Origin of the sequence: Streptomyces sp. NPDC005423 (genome assembly GCF_040606415.1) — a bacterium.
GTDB lineage: Bacteria > Actinomycetota > Actinomycetes > Streptomycetales > Streptomycetaceae > Streptomyces.
Genome location: NZ_JBEXET010000028.1, coordinates 21,385 through 46,457, shown reverse-complemented (window position 1 = coordinate 46,457; position 25,073 = coordinate 21,385). Strand labels below are relative to the sequence as shown.

The following is a 25,073-nucleotide window of genomic DNA, read 5'->3' as shown; positions in this document are numbered from 1 at the left end:
ACGCTTCGCGCAGAAGACATTCGGACGGACCCCGGGCTCGCGAGAACTGTCCGAAAGAGGGCTGCGGGACGCGCGGCGGGCATACGCGCGGGGTGCGGGCCGGACCCCCACCGTCACCGGCTCGCCCGAAGGTGGCTGGACCCGCGCACCCGTTGCGTCCCGCCGATCGTGCGCGACCCGGCGGAGCTGTCGCGGCCCCCCGCTCACCCGCGAGGTGTACGGGCGAGCGTGTCCGTCCGTAAGGGATGTGATCATGCGGTTACGTTGCGTGTGTGCTAGAAGCATCCTTTCTTAATCTTTCTGATCGTTGTCCGACGGATGGCGCGGTGTCCGTGTGGCCCGCGTGGGAAGTGCGGGAGCGGGATGGTGTCACCTCGTGGTTCCACGTCCGGCTGCTCTTCGCCGACGGCGCCCGGGTGGACGCGCTCGCCGTGGTGTCGGCGGAGGCTGTGTCGGTCGAGGACGTCCGGGCCCGGCCCGCGCTCTCGCTGGACGACCTGACGGCACTGGCCGAGTGGATCGAGACCCCGCTCTTCGAGGCGTGCGGCCCGCACGGCGGATCGGTGGACGGGGAGGACGCGGGGAGCGGTGGCGCGCACCGGGCCCGGGCCGCCTGGCCGCGGGGGATCGAGGGGTGCCGGCTGGTCGCCCAGGAGTACCTCGCCGCTCAGGGCGAGGGGGCCGATCCCGTCCTCGCGGTGATGTGCGCGACCGGCCACAGCCGCCGCCGCTCACTCGGACTGATCTCCCGAGCGCGCGACGCGGGCCTTCTGACGCCCCGTCACGTAAAACGCTAGATGAGCGCGTGGGGAGGACTCGTCTACGTCCGCTCGTCCTCCGGGCGGTCGTCGGTGGCGAAGAAGCGGGAGAGATCCGTGTCGGCCACGCCGCTCCCGGTGCCCGTTCCGGCGTCCGGCGGGACGCCCAACTCCCATTCCAGTCCGTACCGTTGGAACAGTTCCTTGCGCAGCACCAGTAACGGCATCGGCACCCCCGGCACCAGCGCCGAGTACACCGCGCCCATGAGCAGGGCCCGCAGCATCGGATAGTCGGAGGGGACGTTCTCCGACCCGTAGCGGGTGACGGTGTCGCCGAGCAGTTCGGAGAGCCGGCGCTGCTCCGGGCACTGCACGAAGCCCTCGGCCTGGAGGAGCCCCGCCATGTGCTGGCGCATGAGGACCGGACGGTCGTGCGCGAGGCCCAGGATCGCGTCGATGGCGCGGGCCATCCGCTCCCGGCCGTCCGTGGTGCGGGGCTCGCGCTCCAGCGCCTCCTCCAGCGTGCGGTGCATCAGCCGGTGCACCGCCGACTGGACCAACTGGCGTTTGCCGGGGAAGTAGTAGGAGACCAGGCCGCGCGCCGAACCCGCCCGGTCCGCGATGTCGCCGAGGGTGGTGGCCTCGTAGCCGCGCTCCCCGACCAGTTCGACCGCGGCCTGCAGAAGCCGCTCGCGGGAACGCCGTCGCAACTCTTCATTGACCGAGGCGCTGCGCGGGGACATGCTGTAACTCCTGCGTTGACTGGCTGCCAGCCAACTATACTCAGGGAGTCGGGTCCGCCGCAGAGCGGGCCTGGTGCATGCTGCCGTCCGTCTGGGGCGACGCGGGGGATCGTCCCAGGCGGGCGGCCCTTTTTCCGCTGATGGTGGCCTCGGGCGACTTTCCGGCCCGGCGCCCCGGCGCCCCCTTCACACAGGTGTCGCACAGGACGTGATTCGTCCCTGAAGTGGGCACCGGTGTCGAGCCGGGGAGGCGTACGGGCATGGAGCAGGCCAAGCAAGTTCTGGCGCGGATCAACGCGAGGGTCGACGACGAGCGCAGCGCAGACTCCGGGAAGCCGTCGCGTCGGGAGCGGTCGGCAGCACCACCGAACACGCGCGGCTCGGCGAGCTGGAGCGCGAACTCGACCAGCGCTGGGACCTGTTGAGGCAGCGTCGGGCGAAGGCGGAGTTCGGGGAGAACCCGGCCGAGGCGCGGGCCCGGCCGGAGTCCTGGGCCGAAGGGCTACCAGGGGTGACCGGAGCCTGCTGAGTCAGCGCCCGGCCAGCTCCAGCACGGGCCGCAGCGCGTCGGGGCGTTCGGTCACCGGCAGGTGGTCCACGAAGTGCACCGCGCAGCCCAGCGCCGCCGCCCCGCCGTCCGCCCTCCGGTCGTCACCGACCATCAGCACGTCCTTGGGATCCGCGCCCAGCTCCGCGCAGGCGATCTCGAAGAGCCGCGGATCCGGCTTCTGGATGCCGTGCTGGTAAGACAGGACGTACGTGTTCACATGGCCGTCGACGCCGTGGGCGCGGAAGACGGGGCGCGGGTCCCAGCCGATGTTGCTGACCACTCCCACGTCGATCCCGCGCTCGCGCAGCGTGCGCAGCACCTCCACCGTGTCGAGGTACGGCGTCCACGCGTCCGGCGTCATGTGCCGGTCGTACAGTGCGTCGTGCAACCCCGGTTCGGGGAGCGGGACTTGACGGGAGAGGCCGGTGTACGCGGCCCGGTGGAGTTCGGCACTCCGGTCCCGCACCGACCACACCTCGGCCAACTCCTCGGGCAGCCGCAGCGGTGGCGCGCCGCCCGGCATCGCCCCGGCACGCTCCAGGGCGCGCGCGGCCTCGGCCGTCTCCGCTTCCGGGAGCGTGATCCCGGTCTCGCTCAGCACGGCGCGGAGCCAGGACTCGGTGGACTCGATCCGGAAGAGGGTCCCGGAGAAGTCGAAGAGGACGGCGGTCATGCGCCGATCCTACGGAACGGGGTTCCCGCGGCCCGTCCCGCGCGGAGGTGACCGGGCGGGACGGTGCCCGCCACCGAGACCGGGCGCCGGGTTTCCGTCAGTGGAGTGCCCGCAGGCCCGGCACGAAGGCCACCAGCACCGGTACCGCCGGCACCAGCGCGGCCGTCGCCGTCAGCCCCAGGCGCCGGACGGCGGTGAGCCGGTCCGGGGGAGTGAGCAACCGGCTCACCCGCTGCGGGACATGGGCCTGCGGGGTGGGGCACGGCCCGAACACCCCGCGGTCCTCGTTGAGTCCGACCAGTGCCAGCGCGGTCGTCAGCCGGCCGAAGCGGCGGGACGCCATGTCGTCGGCGGCGAGTTCGACCAGTCGGTGCATCTCGTCGCGGAACGCGGCGAACACCGGTACCCGCGGGAACCCGGTGGCCAGCGCGGCCGAGCAGTGCAGCAGCCAGTCGTGCCGGGCCTGCGCGTGGCCCTGCTCATGGGCGAGCAGCGAGTCGAGCTGACGCCCTTTCAGGCGTCGCAACGCGGCGGTGGTGATGACCAGTTGGGGCGCGGAGCCGGGCAGCCACCAGGCGTCGGGCCGCACTCCCTCCAGTACCACCAGAGGGTCGTCGCCCGCCTCCTCGCCGGGCAACAGGGGGGCGCGGACAAGGAGTTCGGTACGGCGCCGCCGACGGCGCCCCCGGGCCCGTAGGACCTCCCGGACGAGCATCGCCGCGGTCCACAGGCCACCGCAGGCGAGAACCACCGCGGTCACCGCCGCCCAAGGGCCCCGCGCGCCGGGCAAGTAGGCGTCCGCGACCGCGTGCGGGGCGCTGGCGAACACATGGCCGCGCACCGCCTGCCAGGCCGCCGCCGCGCTCAACGTCATCGACAGGACGCAGCACAGCAGGACGGCCGCCACCACGCACTGCCACACCCACAGCGCCACCACCGGTTCGCGGTCCGGCCACTCGGCCCGGGCCAGCAGCCGGGGAGCGACGACGGCGGTCAGCGCGCCGAGCAGCAACAGTGCCGCGGGGACCATCATGGGAGCACCCTATGAGCGCCGTGCCGCCCACGGGTACGGCTTCCCGGAGCAAAGTGACGCAGGCCACGGCGGCCTGCCGGTCCGGGGCCGGTGCGGCCGGTTGCGGTGGCCGCCCGGGTCTCACAGGGTCAGCAGCATGGCGACCATGGCGATGGCCATCGACAGCCGGCACGCCCGGGCGAGTTCCGGCCGGTCGCCCCAGCCGACGGCGCGGCTGCCGGCGGTCCCCGCGGTGACCCCGGCGACGGGCACGAGACGGGCGCCGCAGAGCAGGACGTACCCGGCGAAGTAGAGGAGCAGCGTGCCCGTCACGGGCGGGACGCCGGAGCCGCCGTGCCCGTGGTGGTGGGGTCCGGGGGAGAGGGTCATCACGACCGCCATGTAGACCATGGCCGAGGTGCCCAGCAGATGGTGCAGATGGTGCGGGCCGGTGCGCGCCGCCCAGAGCGCGCGCAGCGCCGCCACGGTGAAGACGCCGGCGTAGGCGGGCCAGGCCCAGGGCGGCGGGGAGAACGCGGCGGCGGGTACGGCCATCGCCGCCATGCCGAACCCCATCAGCGCCTCACCGCCCGCCGCCCGGCGCTGCTCCTCGACGGTGCTGCGCATGCGCAGCAGACAGTAGGCGCCGGTCGCCGCGCAGAGCGCGACCAGCAGCCAGCCCGGCGAATCCGGTCCGCGCACGCGAATCCCCCAACTCGGTGATCTCGGACGACCGGTGGGCGATCGGGCGGTCCACGGTCGGTCAAGAGATGCCCCTGCCGCGCGGTGCGCAACCAAGCGCAAGGGTGTACGCGGGGAGCACTGGACGGAGCACAGCACGTCAGAGGCAATCCTTTACGAGTAAAACACCTGCTAAACTTGTCCTTCATGAGCAGTGCGACCCCCACCACCCCCACTTTCCGACGACGACTGCCGCTCGCCGGGGTGCTGCGCCTCGGCCGGCCCTCCGACATCTGGTTCAAGCCCGCGCTCAGCGTGGTCGCCGCGGTCGCGCCCCCCAACCTGACCCTGCTGGCGCTCGGCCGGCTCGACCTGGCGATGTACACGATGGCCGGTTCCCTGTGCGCCCTCTACGCCCACAGCCGGCCGTACGCCGCCCGGGCCCGCGTCCTCGCCCGGGTGGTGCTCGGCATGGTCGGCGGCCTCGCCGTCGCCCTGGTCACGGCCTCGCTCACCGCCAACGCCGTCGTGCTGGTCACCGTCGGCGCCCTCCTGGCCGCCGCGCAGAAGGCGGTGTGCGACGCCACCCGGGTCGGGCCGCCCGGCAATGTGGTGCTCGCCTTCATCAGCTCCGCCTCCCTCTTCGTACCGCAGACCACCGGCCAGGTCCCCGGCCATCTGGCGCTGGCCGCCGCTGCGGGCGTCTGGGCGTGGCTCGTCGGCATGGCGCCCGCACTGGTCCGGCCGCACGGCCCCGAACGCCGGGCGACCGCGCACGCGCTGCTGGCCGCCGCCGCGTACGCCGACACACACGGCACCGGGGAGGGCCACGCACGGGCCCGCGCCGCCGCCGCTGCCGCCGTGCACACCGCCTGGCAGTCGCTGCTCTCGACCGGCGCCCGTCCGGCGCTCCGGCACGCCCTCGACCGGCTCCTCGTCCGCGCCGAGGTCGCCCTCGCGGCGCCCGCCGACACGGACCCCGAGCGGCTGCGCGCCTGGGCGCGGGAGCTGCGCGGCAACGGCCCGGTGCCGCCGGCCGACGTCCCCGCGGACGGTGAACTCCTCGGTGTGGATGCCGAACTCGCCACCCCCGCAAGCCCGTTGTGGACCAGGCTCGGCCCGCTGGCCCCGGTCGTGCTGCGCACGGCGCTCGGCTGCGCCCTCGCCGGATACGTCTCCCTCGCCCTCGGTGTCGGCCGCCCCTACTGGGCCCTGGTCACCGCCGCCTCCCTCTACCAGGCCAACGTCACCCTCACCTGGAGCCGGGGCGTGCAGCGCGTCGTGGGCAACCTCGTCGGCGTGCTCGCCTTCGCCGCCCTCGTCCCGCTCACGCACGCCCACCCGGCCGCCCTGGTGCTGTGCTGTCTCGCGCTCAACTTCGGCGCGGAGGCCCTGATCGGGCGCAACTACTGGCTCGGCAGCGTCTGCGTGACCCCGATGGCGCTGCTCATCACCGAGTTCGCGAAGGTCCAGCAGCCCGGCGAGCTGATCACCGAACGGGTCCTGGACACCCTCGTCGGCGCGCTGGTCGGCCTCCTCGCGGCCGTCGCCGTGACCAACCGCCGGGCCGGTGACCGCCTGGAAGACGCCCTCACGGCCGTCGAACGGGCCCGCGAACACGCGGCCCGCCGGCTCGCCGAGCCGGCTCCCGCCCCCGGAGCCGTGCGCTCAGCGCATCGCCGACTGGCCGCCGCGCTCGTCGAACTGCGCGCCACCGCCGAGGCCGCGTCCGGCGAGTGGTGGCAGCGTGCCCTGCCCCAGGAGCGGGTGGTGCCGGCCGAACAGTCCGCGCACCGTACGCTCGCCGCTACGGTGCGGCGCCAGGAGGCGGACTCCTGGCCGGTCGCGGACCGGCGCACCGGCACGCCAACGGAGGACATACGGCCATGACGGCAACGAACGGACGGCCGGCGGCCGGCGACGGCCCGACCCGGCGGCCGGGGTCCGGACCGGCGCACGAGCCCGCCGCGCGCCGGCGTGACACCGTGGCCGCCGTCGTCGGGCAGTGGCAGGCCGTGCACCCCGAACTCGACACCGGGCCGATGGAGATCATCGGGCGGATCAACCGGTGCGCCGCCCTGCTCCAGCAGGCCGAGGACGCGCCGTTGCGCCGCGCCGGACTCACCCGGCCCGAGTTCGACCTGCTCGGCGCGCTCCGCCGGACCGGGCACGAGCTGACGCCGAGCGAACTGGCCCGGGAGACCTTCTCCTCGGGAGCGGCCGTCACCAAGCGCCTCAAGCAGCTGACCGAGCGCGGGCTGGTGGAGCGCCGGGGCGACACCCGTGACCGCCGGGTCGCCCACGTGCGCCTCACGGACGCCGGACGCGACCTCGTCGACGGCATCCTGCCCGAACAGCTCACCTACGAGACCGCCGTACTCTCCGGCCTGGACACCGGCGGACAGGGCGAACTCGCCGCACTGCTGGGCGAGTTGCTCGGCCAGCTGGAAGGCCGGCTGAGCGTGCCGCGGCTCTGACCGGGCACACCCGGGCACCCCGGCGGGCTCCGGCCCGGGAGCCGGCGGCGGCCCCGGGCCGGTCTCCCCGCGCTACACGCCGGGCCGGTACCGCAGCGGGTGATCGGCGGGCACCTCCACCAGGACGATCCGCGTTCCGTCCGGGTCCGCGAGCCACATCTCCACCAGCCCCCACGGCTCCTTCACCGGCGGACGCACGATCTCGACCCCCTTGGCCACGAGTTCCTCGTGCGCGGCGGTCACGTCGTCGACCTGCATCCACAGCCGCACGGGCGGGTCGGACGGTGTCTCCGCCCGCCCCGAGACCTCCAGAAAGCCTCCGCCGAGGAAGTAGACGACTCCGCGATACTCCTCCGTGCCGAACTCCCGGTAGACGGCGAGCCCCAACTGCTCGCCGTAGAAGGAGCGGGACCGCTCGAAGTCGGTGGGGGACAACAGGACGCGACTGCTCAGTACATGCACCATGCGGTCCGAGAGTAGTACCGCGTTACTCTCGTGCCAGCCCGAGCCGGCCCTGATCGGAGAGACGCACCATGGACATCGCCGCCCCCGCACCGACCTTCCGCGACGCCACCGCGGCCGACGTCGACACCCTGGTCGAGTTGATCGAGTCGGCGTACCGGGGCGACAGCAGCCGGACCGGCTGGACCACCGAGGCGGACATCCTCGAAGGGCGGCGGACGGACCCCGAGGGGGTGCTGGCGGTGGTCGAGGCGCCCGACAGCCGGATGCTCGCCGTCGAACAGGACGGCAGGGTGGTGGCCTGCTGTCAGCTTCAACACCGGGGCGAGCACGCCTACTTCGGGATGTTCGCGGTGAGCCCGAGCCTCCAGGGCGGCGGACTCGGCAAGGTGATCATCGCGGAGGCCGAGCGCATCGCCCAGGAGACCTGGGGGGTCAGGGAGATGCACATGACGGTGATCTCCGTACGGAACGACCTCATCGCCTGGTACGAGCGCCGCGGCTACCGCCGTACGGGCCGGATGACCCCGTTCCCGTACGGCGACGAGCGCTTCGGCATCCCGCGCCGCGACGACCTGCGGTTCGAGCTGCTGGTCAAGGAACTCGGGTGATCACGCGGTGAACCGGCCGGTGCGTTTGATCTCCGGGTAGTCGGTGGTCGCGCCGTCGAGCCCCAGGGCCCGTACCAGGCGCAGCTGGTCCTGGGTGTTCACCACCTAGCCGATCACCTTCAGGTCCGCCTTGCGCGCCAACTCGACGGTTTCCAGGGTGAGTCGGCGGATGTTGAGGCAGAGGGTGCCGGCGCCGGCCTCGACGGCGCGGTCCACCACGTCGGCGCCGAAGCGGCTCGCGATCAGCGCGGTCCGTACGCCCGGCACCAGCCGCGCGATCTCGGTGATCGCCTCGTCGTGGAACGAGGACACCTCCACCCGCCCCACCAGATCCCGCCGGTGCATCACCTCGGCCAGCGCGCGGGCCGCCGCCAGATCCTTGATCTCGGCCTGGAGCGGGGAGTCGACGGCGTCCAGCACCTCGTCGAAGACGGGCACACGCTCCCCGTGTCCGGCGTCCAGCGCGCGCAACTCGTCGAAGGTCTTCTCGGCGACCGGTCCGGTGCCGTCCGTCGTGCGGTCCACGTCCGCGTCGTGCATGACGACGAGGGCGCCGTCACTGCTCAGATGCAGATCGAGTTCGAGGACGTCGAGGCCGGCCTGCTCGGCGGCGACGAAGGAACGGAGCGTGTTCTCGGGTTCGAGACCCATGACTCCGCGGTGACCGATGGTAAGGAAGTTCAAGGTTCAACTCGCTTCCGTCGACGTCGGCTGGGCAAGCGCGCGGAGGCGGCCGGACGGCGCTGTCCACGCGGCAGAGCCGCAGCCTAACGGCCCCGCCCGGCGATGAACCCGTGCGTACCGGGGGGATCGGGGTATTGGCGGCGGCAGGGCGCGCCCGGCGCGCACGGCCCCCAGGGACATCCGTGGACGCCCCGTCACGGACCCGGGCGCCGCCCGCGTCGCGCCGGTGCGCCGCGATGGCCGGTTCCCGACCCCGTCGGCCCCGGGGCCCGGTGACGCCGAGCGCTTCCCCGGCCGGAGCGGAAGTAATCGCCTCCACCGTGTCCGGCAGGAAAAAAAGCGGTGAAGACCGGGGTCGCGCCGGACGATCTCCCGAGCTCCCCCTTGCTGGGAGAAAGCTCCACCGCATACGGTGTCCATACGCGAGCTTCTCCCGATAAGGATGGGACATGACGGAAATTCTTGTGCAGGCGAGTGTCGAGGGACTGCTTCCTCCGCTGACCAGGGTGGTGGAGCACCCGGCATGGCCCGTGCTCAAGAATGCCGTGGAGCAGATCCGGCCATGGCAGTCGAAGGACGGCTCGATCGACTTCGCGGCCACGGACGCCCCGGACCACGCCGACGCCGAACTGGCCGTCCGCCGGGTCATAGCCGCCGTCGAGGAGCTGTCGCCGCTGCTCCCGCACGACCGGGCCTACCACGAGGCGCTCGTCGAGGACCTGCGCCGGTGGGCCGACGGCGGCTTCGGCGTACCGGACTTCCTCGACTCGCTGCTCGCCTTCCAGCCCGCCGCACACCGCGAGGACGGACTCCAGCACCTGGTCGTCTTCGCGATGTACACCCAGAACGGCAACCCCGACCGTAACCTCGAAGCGGTCGTCCTGCGCATGGTCTGGCCCGACTGGCTGGCCGAGCTGGAGGCGACCCGCTACGACAACCCGCTGTTCTGCGGCATCACCTTCGAGGACTTCACGGCCGGCTACGACACCAACTCGGCCGTCCTGTTCCCCGAGACCATCGCCGTACGGCAGGCCCCCGAGCGTTTCAGCTGGGGCGGCATCTTCTGCGACCGCGAGGCCGCCCGCTTCCGCCGGGTCACCGAGGCCGCCGTCGGCATCCTCGGCATGGAACTGCCCGAGGACATCGCCTCCATGGTCCACGACCAGAAGCGCTGCGAGGAGGCGTTCGTCCTGTGGGACATGGTCCACGACCGCACCCACAGCCACGGCGACCTGCCCTTCGACCCGTTCATGATCAAGCAGCGGCAGCCGTTCTGGATGTACGGCCTGGAGGAGCTGCGCTGCGACCTCACCGCCTTCAAGGAGGCCGTGAAGCTGGAGGCCGACGGCGTTCCGCAGGCCCGTGACGTGCAGTACGCGGTCCTGTTCGACCGGATGTTCCGCTTCCCGGTCACCGGCGAGCGGGTGCGCAACTACGACGGCCTCGGCGGCCAGCTCCTCTTCGCCTACCTGCACCGCAACGACGTCGTCCGCTGGACCGACAACAGGCTGCACATCGACTGGCGGCGCGCCCCCGAGATCACCAACCGGCTCTGCGCCGAGATCGAGGACCTCTACCGGGCCGGCATCGACCGCCCCAAGCTCGTCCACTGGTTCAAGGCCTACGAACTGGTCGCCGGCTACCTCGCCCCGCACCCCGGCTCCCGCTGGGCCAAGGGCCCGGACGCGCTCGACCTGAGCCTGCCGCCGCGCAAACTCGTCGACGACGTGCTGCCTGACGAGTTTCCGCTGAGCATGTTCTATGAAGCACTGGCCAAGAAGCTGAAGAATGTGATCGCCTCGACCAGGGGCATCACGGCGGAGAGCGCCGAGCGGATCGCCGCGTGAGCGACCGCACGACAGAAGTGGCTCAGGAGGCGAGGACCATGGGGAACGGGGCGCTCGACGGCGCGGTGATCGCGGTGGCCGGAGCGGGCGGGCCGGCAGGCCGCGCGGCGCTGATGCGGCTCGCCGAGGCGGGCGCGACCGTCGTCGGCGCGGACGCGCATCCGGAGCGGCTGGCGGAGGCCGTGGACGCGGCCCGCTACGCGCACGGCGGTGCGACCGTGGTCGGCGACACCGTCGACCTGCTCGACCTGCGGGCGACCCGGGAGTGGGCGGCGCGCATCGAGAAGGACTTCGGCCGCGTCGACGGACTGGTCCACCTCGTCGGCGGCTGGCGCGGCAGCGCCGGCTTCACCGACACCGACCTCGCCGACTGGGACCTGCTGGAGAAGCTGCTGATCCGCACCGTGCAGCACACCTCCCTGGCCTTCTACGACGGCCTGGAGCGCAGCGGTCGCGGCCGCTATCTGCTGATCAGCGCGGCCGGCGCGGGCAAGCCCACCGCGGGCAACGCGGCGTACTCCGCGTCGAAGGCCGCCGCCGAGGCGTGGACCCTGGCCATGGCCGACGGCTACCGCAAGTCCGGCGGCGAGGACGGTCCCGCCGCCGCGGCCGCGATCATGGTGGTCAAGGCACTGGTCCACGACGCCATGCGCGCCGAGCGCCCGAACGCGAAGTTCGCGGGCTTCACGGACGTCAGGGAGCTGGCCGAGGCCATCGCCGGCGTCTGGGACAAGCCCGCCGCCGAAGTGAACGGAACCCGGCTGTGGCTGACCGAGAAGCCGTGAACCCACCGAGGACCGACGCCCGCCGCCGGCACGACCCGGAGGTCCGCGGCTTCGCCAGCGACAACTACGCCGGTGCGCACCCGGAGGTGCTCGCCGCGCTGGCCCTGGCCAACGGCGGCCACCAGGTCGCGTACGGCGGGGACGTGTACACCGACAGCCTCCAGGGCGTCGTCCGTGGCCACTTCGGCGCCACGGCGGAGGCGTTCCCGGTCTTCAACGGCACCGGCGCCAACGTCGTCGCGCTCCAGGCGGTCACCGACCGCTGGGGCGCGGTGATCTGCGCCGAGAGCGCGCACATCCACGTCGACGAGGGCGGCGCCCCCGAGCGCATGGGCGGCCTCAAGCTGCTCACCGTGCCCACGCCCGACGGCAAGCTCACCCCTGAGCTGATCGACCGTCAGGCGTACGGCTGGGACGACGAGCACCGCGCGATGCCGCAGGTCGTCTCGGTCACCCAGAGCACCGAACTCGGCACGCTGTACACGCCGGAGGAGCTCCGCGCGATCTGCGACCACGCCCACGCGCACGGCATGAAGGTGCACCTCGACGGGTCCCGGATATCCAACGCGGCGGCCTCCCTGGACATGCCGATGCGGTCGTTCACCAACGCGGTCGGCGTCGACATCCTCTCCCTCGGCGGCACCAAGAACGGCGCTCTCTTCGGTGAGGCGGTCGTGGTGATCAACCAGGACGCCGTCAGCCACATGAAGCACCTGCGCAAGCTGTCCATGCAGCTCGCCTCCAAGATGCGTTTCGTGTCAGTGCAGTTGGAGGCGTTGCTCGCCAAGGACCTGTGGCTGCGCAACGCCCGCCACGCCAACGAGATGGCCCAGCGGCTCGCCGAGGGCGTGCGCGCGGTGCACGGTGTGGAGATCCTCTATCCCGTGCAGGCCAACGCGGTCTTCGCACGCCTGCCGCACGAGGTGAGCCTGCGACTGCAGGAGCGCTTCCGCTTCTACTTCTGGGACGAGTCCGCCGGCGACGTCCGCTGGATGTGCGCCTTCGACACGACCGAGGACGACGTGGACGCGTTCGTGGCCGCGCTCAAGGAGGAGACGGCGCGGTAGCCGACGCGGTCGCGATGCCGCAGTCGCGCATAGTTATGCGGTCACCTGGAAAGTCATTGACTGATGGGTGATCGCGTTCCTATGCTCTGCGGCTATGGAGCTGATCCAGAACACCCCTGACCTGTCCGCGTACTTGGCTGCCGACGAGGTCGTCGACCACGACCATCCCCGCGTACGGGAGACAGCCGCACTGCTCGCCGGACGGGCCTCGGACTCGTATGCCTATGCGCGGCTGGCCTTCGAATTCGTCCGCGACACCATCCCGCACTCGCAGGACTCCGGTGACCCGCGGGTCACCTGGCGGGCCTCCGACGTCCTGGAGCAGGGCACCGGCATCTGCTTCGCCAAGGCGCACGCCCTCGCCGCCCTGCTGCGCGCCGAGGACATCCCCACGGCGTTCTGCTATCAGCGGTTGGGGGTGATCCACGGCCTGGTCGCGGTGCGGTTCAACGGGGCCTGGCACCGGCAGGACCCCCGGGGCAACAAGCCGGGGGTGAACGCCCAGTTCTCCCTGGACGGCGAGCGGCTGGCCTTCACGCCGGATCCGGAGTCCAACGAGTTGGACCTTCCGGTCCTGTACAGTGAACCGCACCCGGACGTGCTGAGCGCCCTGCGGGCGGCCACCGACCGGGCCCACCTGTGGCAGACGCTCCCGACCGCACTCCGAGGCACCCCATGACGCTCCAGCTGACCGTCTCCGAAGAGGTCCGCGCCCTCGCGCCCGGCTTCACCCACCTCGCGATCGAGGCGCACGGGGTGGTCAACGGGCCCAGTACGGAGGAGAGTTCGGCCCTCCTCGACGACGCGGCCCGCCGTCTCGCCGTACGACTGGACGGTCGTGCCCCGCACGAGGACCCGCACATGGCGGCCTGGCGCGAGGTGTACACGGCGTTCGGGGCGAAGCCGTCGCGCACCCGCAACTCCGCCGAGGCGCTGGCCCGGCGGGCCACGGCCGACGGCGGCCTGCCCCGGATCAATCTGCTGGTCGACCTCTACAACGCGATCAGCGTCGCCCACCTGATCCCGGTCGGCGGCGAGGACGCGGACCGTATCGAGGGCGGGATGACACTCCTGCGCGCCACCGGCGACGAGGAGTTCGTCACCGTCGCGGGCGGCGAGCGGACCGTGGAGCACCCGGACGCGGGCGAGGTGGTCTGGCGCGACGCGGCCGGCGTCACCTGCCGGCGCTGGAACTGGCGCCAGGGCCCCCGCACCAGGCTCACCGAGGAGTCGACGTCCGCGCTCTTCCTGCTGGAGAGCCTGGCGCCGGTGCCGGTGCCGGTCGCCGACGTGGAGGCGGCGGGCGCCGAACTCGTCGAGCTGCTGGGCAAGTTGACCCCCGGGGCGAGCGTCACCGTGCACGCCCCGGAGTGACGATTCAGCGTGCCTCGGCCGCCTTCACCTCTTCGGGGGTGGGCGCGGTGCCACCGAGATGCGCGGGCATCCACCAGGTGTCGTCCGCGCCCTTGGGGCGGACCGGATAGGCGCGCTGCGCGGACTCCAGCAGTTCCTGGACGCGCTCCCGCAGCCGCCGGGTGATGGCGCCCGCGTACTGATCCTCAGGGGCCTCCACCGGCTCGCCCACCCGGATGGTGATCGGGGTGTGGCTGCGCTTGAAGTTGCGCGGGTGGCCCTTGGTCCACAGCCGCTGGGTGCCCCACAGGGCCATCGGGATCAGCGGCACGCCGGCCTCCTGGGCCATCCGCGCCGCGCCCGACTTGAAGCTTTTCAGGGTGAAGGACTGCGAGATGGTCGCTTCGGGGAAGACGCCGATGATCTCGCCGGCGCGCAGCGACTCCAGCGCGTGCTGGTACGCCGTCTCGCCCTGCTCGCGGTCGACCGGGATGTGTTTCATGCCCCGCATCAGCGGCCCGGAGATCCTGTGCCGGAACACCGACTCCTTCGCCATGAAGCGGACGAGGCGCTTCTGCGGCAGGGCGGCGAGACCGTCGAAGATGAAGTCCAGGTAGCTGATGTGGTTGCTGACCAGCACGGCGCCGCCCGAGCGCGGGATGTTTTCCGATCCCTTGCAGTCGATCTTGAGGTCCCAGGCCTTGAACAACGTTCGGGCAAGACCGATGACGGGACGGTAGACAATCTCAGCCATGGACGGGGTGGACCCTTCTTTCTGCCTGGGAAGGAGTCTCCCGGCGGAAGTTACGCAGCCGTAGGTTTACGGCATTGCGCAGATGGTGCCCCAAGAACGGTTGAGGAGCCAGCCCTGGTGCCGGACGACGGCGAGATTCTCGTCACGTCCGGCACGTGATCCACCTCGGCCTTTTAACGCGGCTTTACTCCGTACGGACCGTCACCCGGCGAACCAGCAGGTAGAACTCGCATCCCAGGCAGTACCCGAACGCCGCATTGAGGAACGCGGCGGCGAGCGCGGCCCCGGTCGCCACGAGTCCGAGCCAGGCCGGACCCAGGCCGAAACCGACCAGACCCACGGCGGCGAAGACCAGCCCGACCGCCTGCGCGAACCGGGGCGGCTCCGGTGCCTCGAACTCGGTCGGCGGCCCCAGCCGGGGCCGTACAACCGCGCGGAACAGCAGGCCGTACGGCGATGCGCCCACCCCACCGGCCGCGCCCAGCGCGAACGCCAGCGTCTGCCAGGCCAGCAGCCAGACGCTCCCGGTGATCAGTACGGCCGCCAGCACCAGAGCCGTCACGGCCGCCCCGAAGCGCGGCCCTCTTACGTCGATGTCCATGAATCAAGCATTCCGCACGGGAGAGGGTTCGAGGACCCGGGAATGTTTGCAGTCCGGTAAACGCTGGAGCGAGTTGTGACCGGTTTTGTGGTGTGTGTGGTGGTGCTCGCGGCGGCGAGCGCCTACGGAGTGCTGCATCGGCGGCGGAACGGAAGGGTGCGCGTGCGTGTGCGCGACGACGGAAAGCGGCTCAGCGGGGCCGAGTTGGGCGCACAGTTGGGGGAGCGGGCCACGCTGGTGCAGTTCTCCAGCGCCTTCTGCGCACCCTGCCGGGCGACCCGGCGCGTGCTCGGTGAGGTGGCCGGAATGGTGCCGGGGGTGACCCACGTCGAGCTGGACGCCGAGGAACACCTCCGTCTGGTGCGGGAGTTGGACATTCTCAAGACCCCCACCGTGCTCGTCCTCGACGCCGGTGGACGGGTCGTGCGCCGGGCCACCGGCCAGCCGCGCAGGGCCGATGTCATCGCCGCCCTCGGGGAGGCGGTTTGACGGTGGAGGCGGGAATGGTGAGGCATCTCCCATATGCCGGAACGCACTTGACTGCGCGCACCACCTATCGTCAGCCTGACCGTATGTCCAGAGATCTCCTTCTCGTCGGACGGGTCCACGTCGACCTCGTCCGTACCGCGAGCGCGCGCTGTCCGGGCTGTTGAGCACCCGCGGACCCGATCGCTCCCTCCCCGAGAAGGACATTCCCATGACGGCCACGCCCGGTCTCGGCACCACCCCCCAGCTCGCCTCGCCCGACCTGCTCCGCTCCGTCTTCCGCCGGCACGCGGCGGGGGTCGCGGTGATCACCGCACGTGGTGCCGCCGGCCCGGTCGGCTTCACCGCCACCTCGCTCAGCTCCGTCTCGGCCGAGCCCCCGATGCTCTCCTTCGGTATCAGTGCCGGCGCCTCCAGCTGGCCCGCGATATCCCGTACCGACCACGTGGGCGTCCACATCCTCGGTGAGCACCAGGAGCGGCTGGCCGGCACCTTCGCCCGCAGCGGCGCCGACCGCTTCGGGGAGCCGACCGCCTGGCGCGAGGGTCCCGAGGGTGTCCCCGTCCTCGACGGGGTCCTCGCCTGGCTCGTCTGCCGGGTCGTCGCCCGGGTGCCGGCGGGCGACCACCGGATCGTGCTGGCCGAGGTCGTCCTCGGCGACCACGCCGACCCGGGCCGCCCGCTCCTCTATCACCAGGGGCGCTTCAACGGCCTGCGCGACTGAACCGCCCGTCCCTCCCGGTGCGGGGTGGACGGACTCCGATTACGCTGCGTTGCGAAGGTCACAGTTCAAAGCGCTTGCTTAGCGGGAACGTCCTGGGGGAACGTAGTAGCGCGTACTGGCGAGTAATATTTCGCTCGGAGCACTGGCCGCCCACACCGGGACCGGCCGGACGAGGCGCCTATGCTGCCTGGAAGTAGGCAGCCGAAAATGACGATGCAGTAGGAGAGCCGGCGTGAGCTTGAGGATCGTTGTCACTGTGAAGTACGTGCCCGACGCCACCGGCGACCGGCACTTCGCCGATGACCTGACCGTCGACCGGGACGACGTGGACGGTCTGCTCTCCGAGCTCGACGAGTACGCGGTCGAGCAGGCGCTGCAGATCGCGGACGAGGCCGACGACGCGGAGATCACCGTGTTGACGGTGGGTCCCGAGGACGCCAAGGACGCGCTGCGCAAGGCCCTGTCGATGGGCGCGGACAAGGCGATCCACGTCGAGGACGACGACCTGCACGGCACGGACGTCATCGGCACGTCGCTGGTGCTCGCCAAGGCGATCGAGAAGGCCGGCTTCGACCTGGTCGTCTCCGGCATGGCCTCCACCGACGGCACCATGGGCGTGCTCCCGGCCCTGGTCGCCGAGCGCCTGGGCGTCCCGCAGGTCACGCTGCTCTCCGAGGTCTCCGTCGCGGACGGCGTCGTCAAGGGCCGCCGGGACGGCGACACCGCCTCCGAGCAGCTGGAGGCCTCCCTCCCGGCCGTGGTGTCGGTCACCGACCAGTCCGGCGAGGCGCGTTACCCCTCCTTCAAGGGCATCATGGCCGCCAAGAAGAAGCCGGTTCAGTCCTGGGACCTCTCCGACCTCGGCATCGAGGCCGACGAGGTCGGCCTCGGCGGCGCGTGGAGCGCGGTCGACTCCGCGGCCCAGCGCCCGGCGCGGACCGCCGGCACGATCGTCAGGGACGAGGGCGAGGGCGGCAAGCAGCTCGCCGAGTTCCTCGCGGGCCAGAAGTTCATCTAAGCCCCAACGCGCCACCGCCCCCTCAGACTTCGCACGCACGCAGGAGAGCATTCCCATGGCTGAAGTTCTCGTCTACGTCGACCACGTGGACGGCGCCGTCCGCAAGCCCACCCTGGAGCTGCTGACCCTGGCCCGCCGCATCGGCGAGCCCGTCGCCGTCGCCCTCGGCCCCGGCGCGGGCGACACCGCCGCCGCCCTCGCCGAGCACGGCGCGGTCCGGGTCCTCACCCACGACGCCGCCGAGTACGCCGACTACCTCGTCGTACCGAAGGTGGACGCCCTCCAGGCCGCCTACGAGGCCGTCTCCCCGGCCGCCGTACTGGTGCCGTCCTCCGCCGAGGCCAAGGAGGTCGCCGCCCGTCTGGCGGTGCGCATCGGCTCTGGCATCATCACCGACGCCGTCGACCTCGAAGCCGGCGAGCAGGGTCCGGTGGCCACCCAGTCGGTGTTCGCCGCCTCCTACACCACCAAGACCCGTGTCTCCAAGGGCACCCCGGTCATCACGGTGAAGCCCAACAGCGCCGCCGTCGAGGCCGCCCCGGCCGCCGGCACCGTCGAGCCGCTGGCCGTCACCTTCTCCGCCCAGGCCACCGCCACCAAGGTCACCGCCCGCACCCCGCGCGAGTCGACCGGCCGGCCCGAGCTGACCGAGGCCGCGATCGTCGTCTCCGGCGGCCGAGGCGTCAACGGCGCGGAGAACTTCGCGATCATCGAGGCCCTCGCCGACTCCCTCGGCGCGGCCGTCGGCGCCTCCCGCGCCGCCGTCGACGCCGGCTGGTACCCGCACTCCAACCAGGTCGGCCAGACCGGTAAGAGCGTCTCCCCCCAGCTGTACATCGCCAACGGCATCTCCGGCGCCATCCAGCACCGCGCCGGCATGCAGACCTCCAAGACCATCGTCGCCGTCAACAAGGACGCCGAAGCCCCCATCTTCGACCTCGTCGACTACGGCGTCGTCGGCGACCTCTTCGACGTCGTCCCGCAGCTCACCGAAGAGGTCAAGTCCCGCAAGGGCTGATCCCCTTCGACCGTGCGAGGCCCCCGCCACCGATCCGGTCGCGGGGGCCTCGCGCATCCGGCGACACGCCCGCCACGAGCCCTCGGACCGGGTGTTGACCAGGGGGAAGCTCCACGGATAACTTCGTTCTGCGGATTGCGGATTCCGCCCAGCGGAAAAGTGGAGGCGTGGGAATGGGCCAGGGCGAGCAGGAGAAGCCGGCGACGAGCCTCGCCGCGGCGGTCGGCCAGGAGATCAGCGCCTCCCTCGCGCCGGTCGACGCGGAGCTGGCGCGCCGGTACCCCGGAGACCCCGGCACCCGCCAGCCCGTCCACACCGTCTACGTACCCGCTGACGTCCTCACCGCCGGCACCGTCCGTTCCTGGGGCGACCGGGCCCTCGCGGCCCTCGACGAACACGCCCCCGACGCCGCCTCCTTCGCGGCCGTGCTCGCCCTCCCCGACGCCCTCGCGGAGTCCGTGTACACGCGAGTGCGCGCCAAGCTGGAGCGCGAGCCGATCGAAGACCTGCGCGTCGACTTCGAGGACGGCTACGGCCCGCGCCCGGACGCCGAGGAGGACGCGGCGGCGGCCCGCGCCGCCCGGCTGCTCGCGGAGGCGTACCGCAAGGGCACGGCGACTCCCCGCATGGGCATCCGCATGAAGTGCATGGAGGCGCCGGTGCGCGACCGGGGCATCCGTACCCTCGACATCTTCCTCACCGGGCTGATGGACGCCGGCGGCCTCCCGGACGGGCTGGTCCTGACCCTGCCCAAGGTCACCTACGCCGAGCAGGTCACCGCGATGGCGCGGCTGCTGGAGGCCTTCGAGCGGGCCCGCGGACTCGCACCCGGGCGGATCGGCTTCGAGATCCAGATCGAGACCAGCCAGGCCGTCCTCGCCACCGACGGCACCGCCACCGTCGCCCGGATGATCCAGGCCGCCGGGGGCCGCGCCACCGGCCTGCACTACGGCACCTTCGACTACAGCGCCTCTCTCGGCGTCTCCGCGGCCTACCAGGCCAGTGACCACCCGGCCGCCGACCACGCCAAGGCGGTCATGCAGGTCGCCGCCGCCGGAACCGGCGTACGCGTCTCGGACGGCTCCACCAACGTGCTGCCCGTCGGCCCCACCGCCCAGGTCCACGACGCCTGGCGGCTGCACTACGGCCTCACCCGGCGGGCGCTGGCCCGCGCCTACTACCAGGGCTGGGACATGCACCCCGGCCACCTGCCGACCCGCTACGCGGCCGTCTTCGCCTTCTACCGCGAGGGCTTCGAGCAGGCCGCCGCCCGGCTCGACCGCTACGTCAACCGGGCCGGCGGCGACGTCATGGACGAGCCCGCCACCGCGAAGGCGCTCAGCGGCTATCTGCTGCGCGGCCTGGACTGCGGGGCCCTCGACCTCGCCGAGGTCACCGCGGCCACCGGACTGACCCGGGCGGAGTTGCGGACGTTCGCCACGCCCCCGCGCGGCGACCTCACCTCGTCCGTCAAGTAGCGGACGCGGCGCGGCCGTTGCTGCCTCTCCGCTGTCACCGTGGGCGGCCCGTGCGGTCCCGACCACCCCAACGGCGGTTCTCGCAGCCTTCGTTGGGCGCGGGCGGGCGTCGGCACCTGCCGTCCCGCATGAGCCTGTGGTCCGCAACTGCCGTTCCCCACGCCCTCGTTCGGGGCCCGGTCAGTCCGAAGGGGGCAGCTCGCCCGAGCCGCGGGTGATCAACCGGGTCGGCAGCTCGATGCGTTCGGGTGTGATGAGGGTCCCGTCCAACTGCCGGAAGAGGCGCTCGGCCGCCGTACGGCCCAGCGCCGCCGCGTCCTGCGCCACGACCGTCACGCCCGGCTGGAGCAGGTCGGCCAGCTCGAAGTCGTCGAAGCCCACCAGTGCGACCCGGCGGGTGTGTTCGGCGAGAACCCGCACCACGGTGACCGTCACCCGGTTGTTGCCCGCGAAGATCGCCGTGACGGGGGAGCGGCCGGTGAGCATCTCCTCGGCCGCGCGCCGCACCCGCACCGGATCGGTGACCCCGAGGGACATCCACTCGGGCTCCACGACGATGCCCGCGTCCTCCATCGCCGCCCGGTAACCGCGCAGCCGCTCGGCGGCGGTGTGGATGCGGGGCATGTCGCCTATGAACCCGATCCGCCGGTGCCCGTGGCCGATCAGATGGGCGACGCCGTCCCGGGCGCCGCCGTAGCTGTCGGAGAGGACGACGTCGGCGTCGATCCGGCCGGCCGGCCGGTCCACGAACACCGTGGCCACGCCCGCCTTGATCTCCGGCTCCAGGTAGCGGTGGTCGTCACCGGCCGGGATCACCACCAGGCCGTCCACCCGGCGTGCGCAGAGCGCCAGCACCAACTCCTGCTCCCGGTCCGGGTCTTCGGCGCTGGACCCGTTGATGAGCAGGGCGCCGTGCGCGCGGGCCACCTCCTCCACGGAGCGGCTGAGGGGGCCGTAGAACGGGTCGGCGAGGTCCTCCAGGACGAGACCGATGCTCGCGGTGCTGCCCTTGCGCAGGACCCGCGCGCTGTCGTTGCGGCGGAAGCCCAGCGCGTCGATGGCCTCCTGGACGCGGCGCTCGGTGTCCGGTGTGACGCCGGGTTCGCCGTTGACCACCCGCGAGACGGTCTTGAGTCCGACGCCGGCCCGGGCGGCCACGTCCTTCATGGTCGGACGGTTGCCGTAGCGGCTCTCGGGGCGGCGGGCGGTCTCTGGCACGATGCGCTGTCCTGTCCTGTCGTCCACGGGGGTGCGTAACTCCATGGGTTGTATGAGGATGTGGCGTCGAGCATAGAGCCTGGACAACGTTGTCATGTGCGAGAGAGACTGTCCACCGCTATCTCCGGCCTGCGCCCCCACCGCGAGACCGGCTCGCCGTATCCGCACCTTCCGCTCCCTCCTGACGGGGGATTTCTCATGTTTGACGGGGAGAACCGACAGTGATGCACACCGACCTCGTGGGCGCGCTCGACATCGGCGGCACCAAGATCGCCGGAGGGCTGGTGGACCGCGACGGCAGAATCCTGGTGCGCGCGCAGCGCCCGACGCCCGGTCAGGCGGACGGCGACACCGTGATGAGGGCCGTCGAGGAGGTGCTCGGTGAGCTGACCGCCTCCCCGCTGTGGCCCCGCGCCGGCGCCCTCGGCATCGGCAGCGCGGGGCCCGTGGACGCCTCCGCGGGCACGGTCAGCCCGGTCAACGTGCCGGGCTGGCGCGGCTATCCGCTCGTCGAACGGGTGCGGTCGGCGACCGGCGGGCTGCCCGTCGAGCTGATCGGCGACGGCGTGGCCATCACCGCGGCCGAGCACTGGCAGGGCGCGGCCCGCGGACACGACAACGCGCTGTGCATGGTGGTCTCCACCGGCGTCGGCGGCGGCCTGGTGCTGAACGGACAGCTGCACCCCGGGCCGACCGGCAACGCGGGGCACATCGGCCACATCAGCGTGGACCTGGACGGCGACCCCTGTCCGTGCGGGTCGCGCGGCTGCGTGGAACGGATCGCCAGCGGCCCCAACATCGCCCGGCGCGCGGTCGAGGGCGGCTGGCGGCCCGGCCCGGACGGTGACGCCTCGGCCGCGGCGGTGGCCGACGCGGCCCGCGCGGGCGACCCGGTCGCCGTGGCCTCCTTCGAGCGCGCGGCCCAGGCGCTGGCCGCCGGGATCGCGGCCACCGCGACCCTGGTCGAGATCGACATCGCCGTGATCGGCGGGGGCGTCGGCAAGGCGGGCGACGTGCTCTTCGCCCCGCTGCGCAAGGCCCTCAGTGACTACGCGACGCTCTCCTTCGTACGCCGGCTGACGGTCACGCCGGCCCAGATGGGGACGGACGCCGGACTGGTCGGCGCGGCGGCGGCAGCGCTCACCGGGCGGGCGAACGCGACCGGGGCCGTGGTGTGAGCGGACGGCGGAAACGTTCGCTCCGCGCCTTTGGGGCGGTGGGCCCGGCTCACCGCCCGGTGCGTCGGGGCGGTAACAGCGGGTCCACGCAGGCGAGTTGAGCGTCGGACCGGTCCGCGCGGTCGGGGTGGAGGCCGTCGCCTCGCCGCCGTCGGTGACGACCGGCCGGACCACCTCGGCGCCGCACGGTCCGCGTGGCGGAGCCGGTCCGCGCGCACCATTTCCGGGCCGCGGGCGTGACTCCCGCGCCCTTCGTCAGTTGAGCCGGGCATGAAGAAGCGCAGCATGCTGGCCATCGCCTCCCTCGCCACCGGATTCGTCGTCGCCGCGGTCACCCCGTCGCACGCCCACGACCACGACGTACTCGGAGACCTGCACGTCAAGGACTCCGTCGGCGCGGTCGACCACTTCGTCAGCCAGGACAGCCTCAGCGGCGGCGAGGACGCTCTGGGACACAACAGCTGATACCCGCGGTCGGAACGCGGCGCCGGTGGTCCCAGGGCGGGAGCACCGGCGCCGCCGTCTGCGCGCCCTCAACGGCAGCTGGTTTCCGTGGCAGGGTGGAGCGGGCAAGCCCCAGGGGGCCAACAGAAGAGGGGGACCTGTGACCGTCGTCTGGATCAACGGTGCGTTCGGTGCGGGGAAGACCACCACCGCACGGGAACTGATCGACCTGATCCCGAACAGCACGTTCTTCGACCCCGAGATCATCGGCGGCGCGCTTCCACAGCTGCTGCCGCCCAAGCGCCTGGCCGAGGTCGGTGACTTCCAGGACCTGCCGATCTGGCGGCGGCTCGTGATCGACACGGCGGCCGCGATGCTCGCCGAACTCGGCGGGACCCTCGTCGTCCCCATGACCCTCCTCCGCCAGGAGTACCGGGACGAGATCTTCGGCGGCCTCGCCGCCCGCCGGATCGCGGTCCGGCATGTTCTCCTCGCTCCGGCGGAAACGATCCTGCGTGCGCGGATAGCCGGCCGGGAGACCGTCCCGGACCGTCCCGACAGCGAGTCGCGGCAGGGGCAGTGGGCCTACGACCACATCGAGCCGTACCGTGCCGCGCTCTCCTCCTGGCTCACCGCCGACGCCCACCCGATCGACACCAGCGCGCTCACCCCGTACGAGACGGCCGTCCGGATAGCCGAGGCCGTCGGCAGCGGGGCGGCGCCCGTCTGCGACATCGTGCAGACACCGGAGCCCGCCTCCGAGACCCTCGCGGCCGGGGTGCTCCTCTTCGACGAGCGGGACAGGGTGCTGCTCGTCGACCCCACCTACAAGGCCGGCTGGGAGTTCCCCGGCGGGGTCGTGGAACGCGGCGAGGCGCCCGCGCGGGCCGGTATCCGCGAGGTGGAGGAGGAGACCGGCATCCGGCTCGCCGACGTACCCCGGCTGCTGGTGGTCGACTGGGAGTCGCCCGTGCCGCCCGGCTACGGCGGGCTGCGGCTGCTCTTCGACGGCGGACGGCTGGACGCGGCCGAGGCGGGCCGGCTGCTGCTGCCCGGACCCGAACTGCGCGACTGCCGTTTCGTCACCGAGCAGGAGGCCGCCGAACTGCTGCCGCCGGTCCGCTACGAGCGGCTGCGCTGGGCGCTGAGGGCCCGGGAACGCGGTGCGGCGCTCTATCTGGAGGCCGGTGTCCCGGTCGGTTGACGGGCGCCGGCTGCTTGTCAAATCACCAACGCAGCAGGGTAGTTGGCGGGTCCTCGCCTGCGTCGAGGAGGCACCGGCGCTGGTCGACCGGGGCGGCGGCCATCCCGTCGCCTGTCACTACGCGGAGAGCGTCGAGCTGTTGTAGGCGGCGCGCAGCGCGTCGTACGGATACGGGGTGAGCCTGCTCTCGTTCTGCACCCCGCGGTGGAAGCCGACCAGCACGGCGGCGAGGGGGGCGTGCCGGACCAGGATGGAGGCGGCGGCCGACGGGATTCCGGTGGGGCGTTCGCCGGCGGCGCACGCCAGCACGTAGGCCTCGCGCTCCGGCCGGTCGTGTCCGTAAGGGCGGTGACGAGCCAGTTCACCAGCCGGCCGGTGCTGTAGTGGCGGTCGTAGCGCTGGTGTCGGTCGAAGAACTCCCTTTCGTCCGGCGCCAGTCGGAAGCGGGCGGAGAGCGCCAGGCCGTAGTCGGTGAGGTAGAGGTCGTCGCCGTCGGTGAGGATGTTCTCGAAGTGGGCGTCGAAGTGCAGGAGCCGCTGCCCGTGGAGGAAGTCGGTGACGGACCGCAGGCGCCGCTCGACGAGGGCACACGCGGCGTCCGGGTCGCCGCCGCGCAACTGTTCGCCGAGCCAGTCGTGCAGGGTGTGCGGAAAGTACTCCAGGAACAGCGTCAGGCTCGCGGTCGCCGTCCGCAGCTCCTCGACCCGCTTCCGTACCCCGTCGCTGCCGCCCCAGTACGCCACCACCCGGTCCACGTCGGCCAGTTGCTCGTGCGCGGGCTGCGGCACATCGGGCAGGACGCGCCAGTGGTGCAGCAGCGGGAACCCCGAAAAGGCGCCGGACAGTACCCAGTTGGTCGTCATCGTGTGCACGGCCAGCTCCCGCCAGACGCCGAAACCGGGGCTGCCGATGCCGTAGTGGCAGAACGCGGGCAGAGCGAACACGTTGGCCGTCGACCGTACGTTCGCGGGGCGCCGCTCGGTGTCGGTGAGCGGCATCCGTTTCACGAAGACCGTGCGGCCGTCCACCTCGACCAGCGCCGAACGGCCGCCGATCCCCGTCGCCGACGTCGGGGCGGTGTCGGTCAGTTCGGCGAGCTCGGAGTCGGAGAGCAGGGCGAGGGAGGTGGCGAGGTCACTGTGGGCGGAGAGGCGCGCGGCGCGGGACATGGCAGCCATCCTCGGCGCGGACCGCCGTACCTGTCCGGCGGTCCGCGAAGTGCCGTGGCCCGAAGGCCCGGTCCGTGC

26 protein-coding genes and 2 pseudogenes are annotated in these 25,073 nt (G+C 72.3%); 18 read left to right on the top strand and 10 right to left on the bottom strand.

Annotation, left to right across the window (positions count from 1 at the left end; all coding sequences use genetic code 11):
• Window positions 1-326 precede the first annotated feature (326 nt).
• Window positions 327-797, top strand: coding sequence for a DUF6214 family protein (locus ABZT12_RS26180; RefSeq protein WP_356388932.1), 471 nt, complete (start codon window positions 327-329; stop codon window positions 795-797).
• A gap of 23 nt (window positions 798-820) precedes the next feature.
• Here ABZT12_RS26180 and ABZT12_RS26175 read toward each other — a convergent pair whose 3' ends face one another.
• A complete protein-coding gene (locus ABZT12_RS26175) occupies window positions 821-1,501 on the bottom strand; it encodes a helix-turn-helix domain-containing protein (protein WP_356388930.1) in 681 nt (226 codons plus the stop codon).
• Between the two features lie 260 nt (window positions 1,502-1,761).
• Here ABZT12_RS26175 and ABZT12_RS26170 point away from each other — a divergent pair.
• Window positions 1,762-2,030: pseudogene (locus ABZT12_RS26170) on the top strand (DUF2630 family protein).
• Between the two features lies 1 nt (window position 2,031).
• Here ABZT12_RS26170 and ABZT12_RS26165 read toward each other — a convergent pair.
• The 3 genes from ABZT12_RS26165 to ABZT12_RS26155 all read right to left on the bottom strand — a co-directional run bounded on the left by ABZT12_RS26165 (window position 2,032) and on the right by ABZT12_RS26155 (window position 4,438).
• A complete protein-coding gene (locus tag ABZT12_RS26165) occupies window positions 2,032-2,724 on the bottom strand; it encodes an HAD-IA family hydrolase (RefSeq protein ID WP_356388928.1) in 693 nt (230 codons plus the stop codon).
• Between the two features lie 97 nt (window positions 2,725-2,821).
• Window positions 2,822-3,757, bottom strand: a complete 936-nt coding sequence (locus ABZT12_RS26160; RefSeq protein WP_356388926.1) for a M56 family metallopeptidase — start codon at window positions 3,755-3,757, stop codon at window positions 2,822-2,824.
• Between the two features lie 120 nt (window positions 3,758-3,877).
• On the bottom strand, window positions 3,878-4,438 hold the full coding sequence (locus ABZT12_RS26155) for a DUF5134 domain-containing protein (protein ID WP_356388924.1): 561 nt from the start codon (window positions 4,436-4,438) through the stop codon (window positions 3,878-3,880).
• A gap of 186 nt (window positions 4,439-4,624) precedes the next feature.
• On the opposite strand from ABZT12_RS26155, the gene ABZT12_RS26150 reads away from it, so the two are divergent.
• Both ABZT12_RS26150 and ABZT12_RS26145 read left to right on the top strand, forming a co-directional pair.
• The gene (locus ABZT12_RS26150; protein ID WP_356388922.1) at window positions 4,625-6,307 is read left to right on the top strand and encodes an FUSC family protein; all 1,683 of its coding nucleotides are present in this window, start codon (window positions 4,625-4,627) and stop codon (window positions 6,305-6,307) included.
• Window positions 6,304-6,894: a MarR family transcriptional regulator gene (locus ABZT12_RS26145; protein ID WP_356388920.1), complete on the top strand. Its 591-nt coding sequence runs from the start codon at window positions 6,304-6,306 to the stop codon at window positions 6,892-6,894. The genes ABZT12_RS26150 and ABZT12_RS26145 overlap by 4 nt, the downstream gene beginning before the upstream one ends.
• A 72-nt stretch (window positions 6,895-6,966) precedes the next feature.
• Here ABZT12_RS26145 and ABZT12_RS26140 read toward each other — a convergent pair whose 3' ends face one another.
• Window positions 6,967-7,359: a VOC family protein gene (locus tag ABZT12_RS26140; RefSeq protein ID WP_356388918.1), complete on the bottom strand. Its 393-nt coding sequence runs from the start codon at window positions 7,357-7,359 to the stop codon at window positions 6,967-6,969.
• A gap of 68 nt (window positions 7,360-7,427) precedes the next feature.
• Between ABZT12_RS26140 and ABZT12_RS26135 the strand changes: the two genes are divergently transcribed.
• A complete protein-coding gene (locus tag ABZT12_RS26135) occupies window positions 7,428-7,967 on the top strand; it encodes a GNAT family N-acetyltransferase (protein WP_356388916.1) in 540 nt (179 codons plus the stop codon).
• Here ABZT12_RS26135 and ABZT12_RS26130 read toward each other — a convergent pair.
• Window positions 7,968-8,651: pseudogene (locus ABZT12_RS26130) on the bottom strand (glycerophosphodiester phosphodiesterase family protein). It abuts the gene before it with no gap.
• Between the two features lie 449 nt (window positions 8,652-9,100).
• On the opposite strand from ABZT12_RS26130, the gene ABZT12_RS26125 reads away from it, so the two are divergent.
• From ABZT12_RS26125 to ABZT12_RS26105, 5 genes are all read left to right on the top strand, one after another.
• On the top strand, window positions 9,101-10,498 hold the full coding sequence (locus tag ABZT12_RS26125; protein ID WP_356388914.1) for a DUF6421 family protein: 1,398 nt from the start codon (window positions 9,101-9,103) through the stop codon (window positions 10,496-10,498).
• Between the two features lie 38 nt (window positions 10,499-10,536).
• Window positions 10,537-11,283, top strand: coding sequence for an SDR family oxidoreductase (locus ABZT12_RS26120; protein WP_356388912.1), 747 nt, complete (start codon window positions 10,537-10,539; stop codon window positions 11,281-11,283).
• Window positions 11,280-12,350 carry a low specificity L-threonine aldolase gene (locus ABZT12_RS26115; protein ID WP_356388910.1) on the top strand — a complete coding sequence of 357 codons (1,071 nt, stop codon included), beginning with the start codon at window positions 11,280-11,282 and terminating at the stop codon, window positions 12,348-12,350. Before ABZT12_RS26120 ends, ABZT12_RS26115 begins: the two co-directional genes overlap by 4 nt.
• A gap of 94 nt (window positions 12,351-12,444) precedes the next feature.
• Window positions 12,445-13,029 (top strand): transglutaminase domain-containing protein, encoded by a 585-nt coding sequence (locus ABZT12_RS26110; protein ID WP_356388908.1) that lies wholly within the window; start codon window positions 12,445-12,447, stop codon window positions 13,027-13,029.
• A complete protein-coding gene (locus ABZT12_RS26105) occupies window positions 13,026-13,724 on the top strand; it encodes a phenylalanine--tRNA ligase beta subunit-related protein (RefSeq protein ID WP_356388906.1) in 699 nt (232 codons plus the stop codon). The genes ABZT12_RS26110 and ABZT12_RS26105 overlap by 4 nt, the downstream gene beginning before the upstream one ends.
• 4 nt (window positions 13,725-13,728) lie before the next feature.
• Here ABZT12_RS26105 and ABZT12_RS26100 read toward each other — a convergent pair whose 3' ends face one another.
• Together ABZT12_RS26100 and ABZT12_RS26095 are read right to left on the bottom strand one after the other, a co-directional pair.
• Window positions 13,729-14,457, bottom strand: coding sequence for a lysophospholipid acyltransferase family protein (locus ABZT12_RS26100; RefSeq protein WP_356388904.1), 729 nt, complete (start codon window positions 14,455-14,457; stop codon window positions 13,729-13,731).
• 184 nt (window positions 14,458-14,641) lie between these two features.
• Window positions 14,642-15,058, bottom strand: a complete 417-nt coding sequence (locus ABZT12_RS26095) for a DUF4395 domain-containing protein (RefSeq protein WP_356388902.1) — start codon at window positions 15,056-15,058, stop codon at window positions 14,642-14,644.
• Between the two features lie 75 nt (window positions 15,059-15,133).
• Here ABZT12_RS26095 and ABZT12_RS26090 point away from each other — a divergent pair, with 75 nt between their 5' ends.
• The 5 genes from ABZT12_RS26090 to ABZT12_RS26070 all read left to right on the top strand — a co-directional run bounded on the left by ABZT12_RS26090 (window position 15,134) and on the right by ABZT12_RS26070 (window position 19,782).
• Window positions 15,134-15,547, top strand: a complete 414-nt coding sequence (locus ABZT12_RS26090; RefSeq protein WP_356388900.1) for a thioredoxin family protein — start codon at window positions 15,134-15,136, stop codon at window positions 15,545-15,547.
• A 208-nt stretch (window positions 15,548-15,755) separates the two neighbouring features.
• Complete coding sequence (locus tag ABZT12_RS26085; RefSeq protein ID WP_356388898.1) at window positions 15,756-16,268, top strand: flavin reductase family protein; 513 nt, start codon at window positions 15,756-15,758, stop codon at window positions 16,266-16,268.
• A 232-nt stretch (window positions 16,269-16,500) separates the two neighbouring features.
• On the top strand, window positions 16,501-17,286 hold the full coding sequence (locus ABZT12_RS26080) for an electron transfer flavoprotein subunit beta/FixA family protein (RefSeq protein WP_356388896.1): 786 nt from the start codon (window positions 16,501-16,503) through the stop codon (window positions 17,284-17,286).
• A gap of 55 nt (window positions 17,287-17,341) precedes the next feature.
• Window positions 17,342-18,304: an electron transfer flavoprotein subunit alpha/FixB family protein gene (locus ABZT12_RS26075; RefSeq protein ID WP_356388894.1), complete on the top strand. Its 963-nt coding sequence runs from the start codon at window positions 17,342-17,344 to the stop codon at window positions 18,302-18,304.
• A 173-nt stretch (window positions 18,305-18,477) separates the two neighbouring features.
• The gene (locus tag ABZT12_RS26070; protein WP_356389024.1) at window positions 18,478-19,782 is read left to right on the top strand and encodes an aldolase/citrate lyase family protein; all 1,305 of its coding nucleotides are present in this window, start codon (window positions 18,478-18,480) and stop codon (window positions 19,780-19,782) included.
• A gap of 180 nt (window positions 19,783-19,962) precedes the next feature.
• Here ABZT12_RS26070 and ABZT12_RS26065 read toward each other — a convergent pair whose 3' ends face one another.
• A complete protein-coding gene (locus tag ABZT12_RS26065) occupies window positions 19,963-21,045 on the bottom strand; it encodes a LacI family DNA-binding transcriptional regulator (protein WP_356388892.1) in 1,083 nt (360 codons plus the stop codon).
• A 179-nt stretch (window positions 21,046-21,224) separates the two neighbouring features.
• Here ABZT12_RS26065 and ABZT12_RS26060 point away from each other — a divergent pair, with 179 nt between their 5' ends.
• The 3 genes from ABZT12_RS26060 to ABZT12_RS26050 all read left to right on the top strand — a co-directional run bounded on the left by ABZT12_RS26060 (window position 21,225) and on the right by ABZT12_RS26050 (window position 23,826).
• Complete coding sequence (locus ABZT12_RS26060; RefSeq protein ID WP_356388890.1) at window positions 21,225-22,178, top strand: ROK family protein; 954 nt, start codon at window positions 21,225-21,227, stop codon at window positions 22,176-22,178.
• 270 nt (window positions 22,179-22,448) lie between these two features.
• The gene (locus ABZT12_RS26055; RefSeq protein WP_356388888.1) at window positions 22,449-22,643 is read left to right on the top strand and encodes a hypothetical protein; all 195 of its coding nucleotides are present in this window, start codon (window positions 22,449-22,451) and stop codon (window positions 22,641-22,643) included.
• 139 nt (window positions 22,644-22,782) lie between these two features.
• Entirely contained in the window at window positions 22,783-23,826 is a 1,044-nt protein-coding gene (locus ABZT12_RS26050; RefSeq protein WP_356388886.1) for an NUDIX domain-containing protein, read from the top strand.
• A gap of 17 nt (window positions 23,827-23,843) precedes the next feature.
• Here ABZT12_RS26050 and ABZT12_RS26045 read toward each other — a convergent pair whose 3' ends face one another.
• Window positions 23,844-24,995 carry a protein kinase family protein gene (locus ABZT12_RS26045; protein WP_356388884.1) on the bottom strand — a complete coding sequence of 384 codons (1,152 nt, stop codon included), beginning with the start codon at window positions 24,993-24,995 and terminating at the stop codon, window positions 23,844-23,846.
• Window positions 24,996-25,073 lie beyond the last annotated feature (78 nt).

What these genes read in the sequence shown, in the direction of transcription:
- ABZT12_RS26055 (WP_356388888.1), top strand. Translation starts at nt 22,449, where the DNA reads ATGAAGAAGCGCAGCATGCTGGCCATCGCCTCCCTCGCCACCGGATTC.
- ABZT12_RS26060 (WP_356388890.1), top strand. Translation starts at nt 21,225, where the DNA reads ATGCACACCGACCTCGTGGGCGCGCTCGACATCGGCGGCACCAAGATC.
- ABZT12_RS26105 (WP_356388906.1), top strand. Translation starts at nt 13,026, where the DNA reads ATGACGCTCCAGCTGACCGTCTCCGAAGAGGTCCGCGCCCTCGCGCCC.
- ABZT12_RS26145 (WP_356388920.1), top strand. Translation starts at nt 6,304, where the DNA reads ATGACGGCAACGAACGGACGGCCGGCGGCCGGCGACGGCCCGACCCGG.
- ABZT12_RS26120 (WP_356388912.1), top strand. Translation starts at nt 10,537, where the DNA reads ATGGGGAACGGGGCGCTCGACGGCGCGGTGATCGCGGTGGCCGGAGCG.
- ABZT12_RS26100 (WP_356388904.1), bottom strand. Translation starts at nt 14,457, where the DNA reads ATGGCTGAGATTGTCTACCGTCCCGTCATCGGTCTTGCCCGAACGTTG.
- ABZT12_RS26075 (WP_356388894.1), top strand. Translation starts at nt 17,342, where the DNA reads ATGGCTGAAGTTCTCGTCTACGTCGACCACGTGGACGGCGCCGTCCGC.
- ABZT12_RS26140 (WP_356388918.1), bottom strand. Translation starts at nt 7,359, where the DNA reads ATGGTGCATGTACTGAGCAGTCGCGTCCTGTTGTCCCCCACCGACTTC.
- ABZT12_RS26065 (WP_356388892.1), bottom strand. Translation starts at nt 21,045, where the DNA reads ATGGAGTTACGCACCCCCGTGGACGACAGGACAGGACAGCGCATCGTG.
- ABZT12_RS26135 (WP_356388916.1), top strand. Translation starts at nt 7,428, where the DNA reads ATGGACATCGCCGCCCCCGCACCGACCTTCCGCGACGCCACCGCGGCC.
- ABZT12_RS26160 (WP_356388926.1), bottom strand. Translation starts at nt 3,757, where the DNA reads ATGATGGTCCCCGCGGCACTGTTGCTGCTCGGCGCGCTGACCGCCGTC.
- ABZT12_RS26125 (WP_356388914.1), top strand. Translation starts at nt 9,101, where the DNA reads ATGACGGAAATTCTTGTGCAGGCGAGTGTCGAGGGACTGCTTCCTCCG.
- ABZT12_RS26165 (WP_356388928.1), bottom strand. Translation starts at nt 2,724, where the DNA reads ATGACCGCCGTCCTCTTCGACTTCTCCGGGACCCTCTTCCGGATCGAG.
- ABZT12_RS26175 (WP_356388930.1), bottom strand. Translation starts at nt 1,501, where the DNA reads ATGTCCCCGCGCAGCGCCTCGGTCAATGAAGAGTTGCGACGGCGTTCC.
- ABZT12_RS26150 (WP_356388922.1), top strand. Translation starts at nt 4,625, where the DNA reads ATGAGCAGTGCGACCCCCACCACCCCCACTTTCCGACGACGACTGCCG.
- ABZT12_RS26095 (WP_356388902.1), bottom strand. Translation starts at nt 15,058, where the DNA reads ATGGACATCGACGTAAGAGGGCCGCGCTTCGGGGCGGCCGTGACGGCT.
- ABZT12_RS26070 (WP_356389024.1), top strand. Translation starts at nt 18,478, where the DNA reads ATGGGCCAGGGCGAGCAGGAGAAGCCGGCGACGAGCCTCGCCGCGGCG.
- ABZT12_RS26045 (WP_356388884.1), bottom strand. Translation starts at nt 24,995, where the DNA reads ATGTCCCGCGCCGCGCGCCTCTCCGCCCACAGTGACCTCGCCACCTCC.
- ABZT12_RS26085 (WP_356388898.1), top strand. Translation starts at nt 15,756, where the DNA reads ATGACGGCCACGCCCGGTCTCGGCACCACCCCCCAGCTCGCCTCGCCC.
- ABZT12_RS26110 (WP_356388908.1), top strand. Translation starts at nt 12,445, where the DNA reads ATGGAGCTGATCCAGAACACCCCTGACCTGTCCGCGTACTTGGCTGCC.